This window comes from Metabacillus niabensis (assembly GCF_902829255.1).
GTDB lineage: Bacteria > Bacillota > Bacilli > Bacillales > Bacillaceae > Metabacillus > Metabacillus niabensis.
In genome coordinates this window covers 1-10,722 of sequence record NZ_CADEPK010000370.1, presented here as the reverse complement: position 1 = coordinate 10,722, position 10,722 = coordinate 1, and the positions used below count along the sequence as shown (strand labels likewise).

Genomic DNA, 10,722 nt, shown 5'->3' with positions numbered 1-10,722 from the left:
ATGCTGAATCATTTGTGAGGCAACACCCTTCCCTCTGAATTCAGAAGCTGTTCCAACAAACTCAATTGATCCTGCTTTGGTTGGAAAATCTTTATAAGGAGCTTCAAATTCCTTTTTAAGAAAGATACCGGCCATACTTAGAGTCATTTTTAACGAAAACTGGAAAACCTTTATTTCTTTACATTTGATTTAGATTGTATTAGTATAGGAAAGTATTTTAAATCATACTTATCCTATAGGTAATAGAGGTGAATGAAATTGTCACAAACAGCAGTAAATACTACTAAACAGTTGAATGTTAAATCCGCTTCAACGACTTATGTAACAAACCTTAGCCCAATGCAAAAGGGATTCGTTGCAGTCGGGGTTATTATATCTCTTATTCTATTATTTGCGATTGTTCATGCAACTAATTGGATACAAGGCAGCCTTTTCATTATAGGTTTATTATTAGGAGCAACATTGCTTTATGCCCGCTTCGGATTCACTTCAGCTTTTCGAAGACTTGTTTCAGTAGGAAATGTTCAAGGACTTCAGGCACATATGCTAATGTTTGCCGTCTCAACTACATTATTTGCTATTATTCTAAGTACTGGCTTTAGCTTTACAGGTATTACACCACAGGGGTATGTCTCTCCTGTTGGGGTTAGTGTTATTTTTGGGGCTTTTCTTTTTGGAATAGGCATGCAGCTCGGAAATGGATGTGCCTCAGGAACGTTATATAATTTAGGTGGAGGCTCATCTTCAATGATCCTCACTTTAATCGCCTTTATTTCAGGTTCAACTCTTGGAGCTTATCATCTGCCATTTTGGAATAGCACACCTGCCTTACCGCCGATTTCTTTAGCAGAAACTACTAGTCTTGGATATTTTGGCGCTTGGCTTATTCAAATGGTCGCATTTATTGTGATCTACTTGATTACTATTCAGATTGCGAAAAAGAAAAACCCTCCAATGATGAAGCCACTTCCGACAACAACTGGTTGGAAAAAGGTTTTACGTGGGTCATGGCCATTATTTACGGCAGCGATTGTTTTAGCAGTACTAAATGCATTAGTCCTTACAATTCGCGGAAATCCGTGGGGAATCACTTCTGCCTTTGCTTTATGGGGTGGAAAATTCCTTGATATAGTGGGAATGGATGTTTCCAGCTGGGGTTATTTTGCCGGTGCAAACGGAGTAGCACTTAAAAACACAGTCCTAGCGGATTCAACGAGTGTGATGAACTTTGGAATCATTTTGGGTGCGTTTATTTCCGCTTCCTTCCAAGGTACCTTTAAGCCTAAAAAAATAAAATTAGGTGTAGCTGGAGCTGCTATTCTTGGAGGCTTATTAATGGGATATGGTTCCCGTCTTGCATTCGGATGTAACATTGGTGCCTATTTTGGCGGTATCTCTTCCTTTAGCATTCACGGATGGGTTTGGGCCGTCATGGCGATGCTCGGAACATTCGTTGCATTATTTATCCGTCCATTATTTGGGCTACGGGTTCCATCATCAAAAGACACATTTTGTTAGTCAGCTTTTTAGCTTGCAGAGTTAATTTTCTGCAGGCTTTTTTATATATTTTTTATGAATTTGTTCAAATATTTCTCCTCGAAACAGTTTCTTTCCAATTCATTATGCTTGCTGAAATCACATTGGGATGAAGAGGTCTTTTACTACTCAATCTAGTTAGTAAATTGTCATACTTAAACGAGCTACACAATCAATATAAGCTACTGTGTTTTTCCATAAATAGCTAAGCTGATAAATACAATCCTGCTTATTATTATCGTAGAAAAACTACGTTAATAGATATATTATATCTATTAACGAAAAAAACCTTATAGAGCAAGAGCTTTATTTAATAAAACCAGCGTATAACTGGTGGTGTACCTGCTTCTGGTAAAAGGTATACAAAAACAAAATAGAAAGAAATTAAGAATCCCAATACTAGTACAAAGATGGAAAGTACTATATTCTCCTTTTTTATAAGTCCAAGTAGTCCGCAAACTAAACTTGCCACTCCAAGAAATAATTCAAAAAAAGCAATTGGATATACCGAAAAATGTTCGATAATATACACTCTTGCGGAATTAAAGACGGAAATAAATAGAAAAAATATGATTTGCAATATCAGACCTATAAAAGAAAAATTCAATTATAAAACTCCTTACTCATAAAGTGAACTTGGTTGTTTAATTATACATAGGTATTCTATGTATGTAAATGAAAATTGTTCATTAATTGAAACTCCGACTTCACGATGCTCCATCTTTATTTGAAGAAAAAAAGCGATGCTCCTTAATTGAAGTATCGCTATATTACTATTCGTTAAGTTTTTTCACTTTCAGCTTAGACTTTAAATTTAAAATAAACTCGTACCCAAAGGCTGCTAACATTCCCGACCAAAAAATCACATTAGTAGGAATAGGCTCAGTTCCACTTAGTGAAGAGTAAGTATAGTTTATAAATAATAGAAACATATAGGTGTAAAACCCAAAGATTGCACCTTTTCTCCAATGAATTTGCTCGATTTTAGACATATTTCTAAAGAATTTCATTTTAAACCTCCATATCAAAATCTTACTCTTACTAATCCTTTAAAACACCTAGTCAACTAACTATGTCCATATATAGAACAACCATTTCATAACTTTTCTTTTTAATAATGACAAAATTGCTTTACCCTTCAACAATGGCTAGGTATTTTAATACTGAATCTCCTGATTCAACAATTAAAATGTCCCCTCTTTCCTTCGCTGAAAAAATCTTTGTACCAACTGGAAGTTTATTCGACATCCCATCATAGAAATCTGTATTCGTATCATTTTTCGTTTTAATTTCACCGATTTGAACATCCTTTGATAAAGACAATTTATCTACCCAATCAACATTAGATTTGTAGATGACTCCTTCATACTGAAAAATATCGGCATTAGGGTCTAATCTTAACACCTCATCGGCATCAATACTGTCAATTGATACTTTCGTTGTGTCCCCTTCATTAGAGCATCCAATAAACGTAAATAAAGTTAATGCAACCAAGGTATAGAATAACTTCTGAAACAATCGTTTTCCCTCCTTTTACATAATAGACGAAAATTACCATATAAAGTTACTTATTCACCTTAGTCAAGTAGAAAGGAACCTCTCTATCTCAAGTGGGATTATTCATCATCATTAACATCAAACTATTTCATACTGATTGAGGAAGGAGTTTAATAATCAGATAATTAATAAGGCTTACAGACCTTTCATATCAGCCGTCCATTTAGTATGAAACTACACTGCTAAATGTTTTAATAAGACCAGACACAAAATTCTCCTATATCGGGATATCGTAATATTTTGTTGACACAATCGTAAAAATTAAGTAAGGTGATTTATAGTTAAATAAGTCTTCTGTTAGGTGAGGCTCCTGTATAGAGATACGCTGCTGCCCAAAAATGTCGAAAGACGCCAATGGGTCAACAGGAAAAATCGGATTAAGGTTTTTCTTAACGTAGCTGGTATTAACCTATGCTATACAGTGCTAAAACTCAACGTGGGGGGACGATTCTAAATGTACGATTCATTTTACTTTTTGAACCCCTTTCTATATATGAAAGGGGATTTTTTTTGGAGGTGAGGATGAAATGGACGCTGAGGATCCCTGTAGTAAATGGTTAAAAAAGTTTTATTTGAGGTGTTTAATTTCTTCTCATATTTCCAAAGAGAATGTAACAACATCTCCCTAATATTTATGTAGAACCCAAAAAGACTTAATTTGTCGGGTTTCATAACATTTCCTTTTATAGAGTAAAAAAAGAGGTGGGAAAAATGCTTAACATATACAAAACATCGAATGAAGGTAAAATCGTTGAAATAAAGGACATTGAAGAAAACTGCTGGATAAATATCTCTAATCCAACTTTCGAAGAACTCAATCTCGTTTCTAGACAATGTAAAATTCCTTTTGAATTTTTGGAAAGTCCGTTAGATTTAGAAGAGAGTGCTCGAGTTGAATATGATAAGGAAACGAATTGCACGTTAATCATCAATGATTTTCCAATCATTGATAGCAGCAATCAGCATTTTCATTCTTATATTACAATCCCTATAGGAATAACGTTAAGTTCTAATTACTTTATCACTGTTTGTAATCAGCCAAGTAGCTTAATCGAAAATTTAATCAAGAAAAATATCAACACAACGATGAAGAGCCGTTTCGCATTAGAGATTTTATTGGCGATTTCAACACAATATATCGATAACTTAAAACAGCTTAACAAACAACGCCTTAAAATTGAGAAGAATTTGCGTGATTCTTTAACAAACAAGCAACTTTATGACCTTATGGAGATTGAAAAAAGTCTTGTTTATTTCCTCACTTCTTTAAAGGCTAATGGCGATGTTCTAAGAAAAATGTTTTTGACTACGTCGGTAAAATTATATGATGCAGATAAAGAGCTTTTAGAGGAAGTAAGGATTGAAAATACACAAGGAATTGAAACGACAGAATTGTATACAAGAATTTTGAGCAGTATAACAGGATCATATTCATCGCTAATATCCAATGAATTAAATAATACAATGAAAACTCTAACGTTATTTACAGTATTTTTAACTCTTCCTACACTTGTATTTAGCTTTTTTGGGATGAATGTCCATTTACCAATTGTTGCTGAAAATCCTTTTTCTTGGGTCATTACGTTGATAATAGCCCTGCTCTTAATTATGTGGATAGGTTTAGTACTATGGAGAAGAAGGATAGTTTAAATTTAAGTGCTTTTCTAAAAAAAATATACTGAACTGACAGTCGTTATGACATTGTAAATAGCTTCTTTGTTATTTCATTCCGATTCAAGTAGGGACAGAAAACGAATTTTATTATTTATCATAATTTCCCATTGAATTCGTATAATATTTGTGTAAAATATAAATCAATTGCATAGTTAAAGGTTTTCTAGGGTTCCGCAATTTACGATTGGTCTGGTCCGAGAGAAAACTCACAGCACCTGCTGTGTCACGGAGGGATAAAAGCCTGGGAGATAACTGTTTATCAGTTTCTCTCAGGCTTTTTTGTTTTTTGTCAATAAAATTGGAGGTGTCATGTAAATGAACACAAACTGGATGAAAGTAATTGTTGCTGCTTTTTTTGAAGTGTTTTGGGTTATAGGATTGAAACACGCTGATGACTTTTGGACTTGGGCTGGAACCGTTATATCAATCATTATCAGTTTCTATGTAATGATTATGGCGGGACGAAAGCTTCCTGTAGGAACTGTATATGCAGTATTTGTAGGGTTAGGTACAGCAGGAACTGTTATTGCTGAAATTCTTTTCTTTGGAGAACCATTCAAAATGAGTAAAATACTAATGATTTTACTGTTATTAGCGGGTGTAATTGGATTGAAATTAGTTACTACCGATAAAGGTAAGGAAGGGGCTGAATCTTAATGGCTTGGATTTCTTTAATTTTAGCTGGTTTATGTGAAATGTTTGGGGTTGTGATGATAAATAAACTTCATAAGGACCGTAATTGGAAATCTCTTGTTCTATTAGTTGTTGGATTTGGAGCAAGTTTCCTCTTTCTATCTTATGCAATGGAAACACTCCCTATGGGAACAGCTTATGCAATTTGGACAGGGATCGGTGCATCTGGTGGAGCAATCCTTGGAATGCTGCTATACGGGGAATCAAAAGATTGGAAAAGGTTAGTCTTTATCTTTATGGTTTTAGCTGCAGCAATAGGGCTAAAGCTTGTTTCATAATTTAAATGAGATTGTATAGAAGAAGCCTAATATGCTATCAATTTTAGGCTTTTTCTTCTTAATCTCCCTCAGTTCGATACATATATCTCTCGAATGCTCATTTATTGGCAGAATTTCTCTAGTACTTTATAGGAACAGTAAGGCTCCTTTCGTCAAGGTGTGTATCAAGTTCCTTTATTCGTTGATTTGTCTTGACTTGGATACTAAAGTTCTCCTTTAAACTTGAGATAATTTGAACTCTATATACGTATCTTCCTGAGGGTCTTTATTTTTTTCATCAGTTCAGAAGTTAAGTTTCATACTAGTTCAATAAAAATACGATTCTTCTTTATTGAAGGATCACTGCCCTTCCCTTGAGAAAACACATCATATAATTTTTCTTAATTTATTTATTACCTTCATTAACATAAATTTGACCCCCTTTCTTTCATAGGAAAAATCATTAAACGTACCAATTAAATAGGTATCCATCTTTGGGTGATATAACATATAGGCCCCTGTAGCACCTGCATGTCCCCAGACATTAAATATTTTCGGCATAAGAAGTGGAACTGTTTTGAACTGCATAATCCCATATCCATAATCAATTCCTACACCATATTTCGCTTTATCGTTCATCATCATCTCAAGTGTTTCCTTTTTTACTAATTGATAGGATACTAATGCTTTCATAAATTTCAACAGATCTTCTCCAGTAGATACTACTCCACCACCAGCATAGTCGAGTCCTGCATATCCTTTGTGATTAGTTAATTTGTTTTTATTAACATAAAAGTCTGATAAATGTTGGGTATTTTTGTCTAGTGGATCGGAATAGTGTAGCACAGATGAGTTCATCATACCGAGGGGCAGATAAATAAATTGTTTCAAAGCTTCATGAAAAGGTATACTAGTTAGGTTTTCGATGATTAATCCTAATAGATGATAGTTTGTATCGGTATATTTAAAGCCATTACCTGGAGGAAAATGAGGTTTTTGATGTGTTTTTGCCCAAATGATTGCCTCTTGTGGACTTATCGTAAAGTTTGGATCACCAAGAACCTTATCTAGTAATGGACGGAAATTATCATACAAACCAGATGTTTGATTTAGAAGTTGTTTTATTTTAATGTCATTTGTATAATCTTTTCCTTCATAAACATGAAGGTGTTTAACTAATTCTGGATTTAAATAGTCGGTCATCCTATCTTCGAATGATAATTTTCCATTTTCATATAACATACTAATCAATACGGACGTGAATATTTTTCCAACACTTGCCATATAAGCTGGCTGTTTTGGATTCATTGCTCCTTCTGCAATATGTAAATGGATACTATTTCTTTCTGAATGAACTAGTAAAAATGCACTCTCTAAATTTTTGTCCTTTTGTACTTGTTTGCTAAATGACTTTTCTATTGAATTGATTACTTTTTCCCTTTGATTTGTTTGCACAAATATCCCCCCAATTACTTGATACCTAAGTTTCTCCCATTAATTCCACATGAATTTAATTTATCCTTCCTCCACTAAACCGACAAATTACATTAATTACAATATTTTGTAATCTAAGGTTCTATGTTTTTTAATTACTCTGTTTCTTCATTCAAGTGGTTACAACCCCTTAGTTTCAACAGATGCTGACTGGTATAATAGCCTTTTTGATGGTAAAAAACAGAGGGTACATAATGTTATCGATAAAATCATCATCAATAAAACTCCTATTATAACAACAGTTTGAATAGAACCATTTTGAGCTATAATCCCCATAATGCTTGTTACGATAATTACTAAAATTGCTTGTATTAGACTATATACACTCCCGATCCGTCCCATCACATCAACAGAGATATTGTTCTGATAGAATGTAAGAAAACCAGTATTCGCATAGGCGATAAAAAAGGCAAGAAGAAAGAAACCAATTGCGGCAACGAAAAACGAGCTTGAAAAGGCATAAATGAGATACCCAGCTGAGACTAGAACAGAACCTAGACCAATCAATAATGAGGTTTCAATCTTTTTCACGAGAAAGGCGTTAATAAACGCTCCAACCGCAATACCTGCTCCAGCTATTGTGACGAGAAAGCCATATTCACTGTCAGATAATAAAAGGACCTCTTTCGCAAAAGTAGCTTCGAGTGAATCAACAGCACTCGCCATAATAACCATTACGCCATTAAACAAAAAGTAAATCATCATGACATAACGATTTCGGGAACTGTATTGGGCAACAACAGACCAATCCTTTTTTATTATTTCCAATGATAATCTGTTACTCGCCGAAGGAACAAAAGCTCCCTTCTCCACATCAGGCATTCCTAACGTAATCATTCCTGATATAAATAAAGCAACTGCATTTATATAGATTGCAAATATTGGAGTACCCATTAAAAACAATAATCCTGCGACTGCTGGACCTAATAAAAATGCACCTGATGTAACTAGACTATGAAGAGAATTAAATTGCTTTCTTTGTTCTTGCGGAATTAGCTTTGTTATATAAGTCATTGATGTTGGCCCAAATATTGAACTGGCCATATTGATAATCAATACAATCATATAAATTAGCGCAATAGATGAAAAGAAAGGTAATATCGCTATAAATGTAGCTCTGAATAAATCAAGAAAAACCATTAATTTTCGTTTGTTTAAGCGGTCAATCATACTACCTGCCCAAAAGTTAGAAAATAAAGTAGCCAAAGACTTTATAATATAAAGGCCTGATACCGCAAGTGGTGAGCCAGTCATATCCAAAACGATTAAATTAAGAGATAAGAAATAAATCCAATCACCGATATTTGAGATTCCAATTCCCAGCAACAAAATTGCTGGATATTTCCAGGTCACTAGTTTTTTCTTTATGTTCATCAATAAATCCCCCTAGTACAATAAAAAAACTAAAATGCTTAAATTATTTATTAGAATACGCAAAAAAATCCCGTTCCCAAGACTCTATAAGCTAAAGTCTTGGGGACGAGATTTTTTAAATCGTGGTGCCACCCCAGTTTATTAATATGTCACCATATTAATCTTTTCAGGTACAATCATCCTATACCTTAGCTCTATAACGGGAGCTCCCGTCATACCATCCCCCAAAAGGTTCCGATATCATACTCAGAGGCTTGTTTCAATAAATCATTCTTACTCCTTTTCACCAAACGGAGCTCTCTGGAAAGAAATGATTTTATCTACTTTTCTCTTCAACGCATTTAAATATTATTTCTATAATACTGAAGTTAACATTTTATGTAAATATAAATTTATCAATAACAATAAAGTTAGAAAATATAAGAAAACTATCTATAAGTTATACACTTCTTACAAGATTTTGATTGTGCTCTATATCCTTCGTAAAACCAGCTCTTTCGCTGTAGGATCACTACCTTTATAAACTATTTAACTAGTATTCAGCGTATGCTGAAGTAGTTTGCTCCATTAATATATCAAAAATGTGTGAGAGCTCGAAAGATTAATACCGCAGCTAAGAATAGCAGGAATTAGCATATCTAACGGAACTACATTTACAATAATTAAACCTCGATTTACATAGGTATCTAATTGTCCTTTTTCTTATCATCAAGTTTTCTTGAACAGTAGAAGCATAATAAACCGATAACGAAAGAAATAAGAAGGGAATTGCTCCAAGCACAGGCATAATAATTGCCCAATATAGTAGATACACACTTATAGCAAAAATAAACTAACTGATTATTAGTAAAAAGCTTGATACGAACTCTTTTAATGTGTTCAAGAACATCCCTCTCAATTATTTCTGTTTTTTTTATATAAAAATCTTTCTAGTTTTCTTCAGACATATGTATTTCATTTTCCACCATCCTTGGATAATCTATTCTACTTGAATTATAGGATTAGGCAAAAATTCGATACAAATAAGTTTAAAGTCTACTTATTTTTGTGACATAATAAGAATCGTGGGTTTTTATAGAAATGAGGTGGAAGAATGTTCGCGGCTCTTTTAGGCATCGGAATTGGATTCAGCTTGGCTATACAAACAGCCATTAATTCTCAATTGAGGAAATTTGTTATTTCTCCGTTTTTAGCTTCAATGGTCTCATTTTTAATTGGTACAGTTTTTTTAGCTATTATTACCATAATAAGTGGATCACCATTAGGAATTCCTTTAAGCCTGATCTCAAGCCAACCAATTTGGATTTGGTTTGGAGGCTTTTGTGGTGTGATTGCACTAACGACAAATATTCTTCTCTTCCCTAAACTTGGGAGTGTGGAGACATCTGTTATGCCTATTATAGGAATGATTATGATGGGAATGTTAATTGATAATTTCGGATGGTTTAACTCAATAGAACAGTCCTTTGGGATAAGCCGAATACTCGGTGTTTTCTTACTCTTATTAGGTGTAGTTTTAGCTGTAGTTGTACCAGAAGTTAAAGCAAACCGTCATAATCCAGCAAAAACAAAGCAAAATCAGGTAAACCGCTGGACATGGCGTATGATTGGAATCGGGGCAGGAATGTTTATGTCTATTCAGGCAGCTATCAATGGAAAGCTAGGAGTCGTTCTCGATTCTCCGTTCCATGCTGCATTTGTTTCCTTCTTTATTGGTTCCGTAACGTTAATGATTCTAGTAGGCATAAAAGAGCGGAGTTTCGCTAATATCAAGGAGCCTATCAAACAATCTGCCCCTTGGTGGGTATGGCTTGGTGGTATTATAGGTGGAATTTATGTACTAATTAACGTTTATCTTGTTGGGCAAATTGGGACGGGACAAACCGTAATTCTTGTCTTATTTGGTCAGATTACTGGTAGCCTTCTAGTCGAACAATTCGGATTATTAAAATCTGTTAAGAATCGAATAGTCCCAATTCAAATATTAGGTCTAGTTATCATGCTCAGTGGTGTATTTTTAATAAAAATGATTTAACTGCTATGCAAAATTGACCAAGTTCATAAAGCTAGATATGAATCAACTGCTAAACGCTTAACAATTAAGTTGGGATCCAGTCACATCTAGCAGAGCATAATT

At 34.1% G+C, this 10,722-nt stretch carries 9 protein-coding genes, 2 riboswitches and 1 other annotated feature; of the genes, 5 read left to right on the top strand and 4 right to left on the bottom strand.

What is annotated here, in order from left to right:
- Positions 1–339 precede the first annotated feature (339 nt).
- Complete coding sequence (locus HU235_RS21805) at positions 340–1,518, top strand: YeeE/YedE family protein (protein WP_174881574.1); 1,179 nt, start codon at positions 340–342, stop codon at positions 1,516–1,518.
- A gap of 791 nt (positions 1,519–2,309) precedes the next feature.
- On the opposite strand, the gene HU235_RS21800 is transcribed toward HU235_RS21805, so the two are convergent.
- Together HU235_RS21800 and HU235_RS21795 are read right to left on the bottom strand one after the other, a co-directional pair.
- Entirely contained in the window at positions 2,310–2,546 is a 237-nt protein-coding gene (locus HU235_RS21800; protein ID WP_174881572.1) for a hypothetical protein, read from the bottom strand.
- Between the two features lie 121 nt (positions 2,547–2,667).
- On the bottom strand, positions 2,668–3,054 hold the full coding sequence (locus HU235_RS21795; RefSeq protein WP_174881571.1) for a hypothetical protein: 387 nt from the start codon (positions 3,052–3,054) through the stop codon (positions 2,668–2,670).
- Between the two features lie 325 nt (positions 3,055–3,379).
- Positions 3,380–3,542, top strand: a riboswitch (M-box (ykoK) riboswitch).
- Positions 3,543–3,804: 262 nt separating this feature from the next.
- Between HU235_RS21795 and HU235_RS21790 the strand changes: the two genes are divergently transcribed.
- The 3 genes from HU235_RS21790 (at position 3,805) to HU235_RS21780 (ending at position 5,738) form a co-directional block, all read left to right on the top strand.
- Positions 3,805–4,743, top strand: a complete 939-nt coding sequence (locus tag HU235_RS21790) for a magnesium transporter CorA family protein (RefSeq protein WP_174881570.1) — start codon at positions 3,805–3,807, stop codon at positions 4,741–4,743.
- Between the two features lie 176 nt (positions 4,744–4,919).
- Positions 4,920–5,017, top strand: a riboswitch (guanidine-I (ykkC/yxkD leader).
- A 65-nt stretch (positions 5,018–5,082) separates the two neighbouring features.
- Positions 5,083–5,424, top strand: a complete 342-nt coding sequence (locus HU235_RS21785; RefSeq protein ID WP_174881569.1) for a DMT family transporter — start codon at positions 5,083–5,085, stop codon at positions 5,422–5,424.
- Positions 5,424–5,738 carry a DMT family transporter gene (locus HU235_RS21780; RefSeq protein ID WP_095299591.1) on the top strand — a complete coding sequence of 105 codons (315 nt, stop codon included), beginning with the start codon at positions 5,424–5,426 and terminating at the stop codon, positions 5,736–5,738. Before HU235_RS21785 ends, HU235_RS21780 begins: the two co-directional genes overlap by 1 nt.
- A gap of 366 nt (positions 5,739–6,104) precedes the next feature.
- Here HU235_RS21780 and HU235_RS21775 read toward each other — a convergent pair whose 3' ends face one another.
- Positions 6,105–7,172: a serine hydrolase domain-containing protein gene (locus HU235_RS21775; protein WP_174881568.1), complete on the bottom strand. Its 1,068-nt coding sequence runs from the start codon at positions 7,170–7,172 to the stop codon at positions 6,105–6,107.
- Between the two features lie 159 nt (positions 7,173–7,331).
- Complete coding sequence (locus HU235_RS21770) at positions 7,332–8,579, bottom strand: MFS transporter (RefSeq protein WP_174881573.1); 1,248 nt, start codon at positions 8,577–8,579, stop codon at positions 7,332–7,334.
- 104 nt (positions 8,580–8,683) lie between these two features.
- Positions 8,684–8,930: a binding site (T-box leader), on the bottom strand.
- Between the two features lie 748 nt (positions 8,931–9,678).
- Between HU235_RS21770 and HU235_RS21765 the strand changes: the two genes are divergently transcribed.
- Complete coding sequence (locus tag HU235_RS21765) at positions 9,679–10,620, top strand: DMT family transporter (RefSeq protein ID WP_174881567.1); 942 nt, start codon at positions 9,679–9,681, stop codon at positions 10,618–10,620.
- The last annotated feature ends 102 nt before the right edge of the window (positions 10,621–10,722 follow it).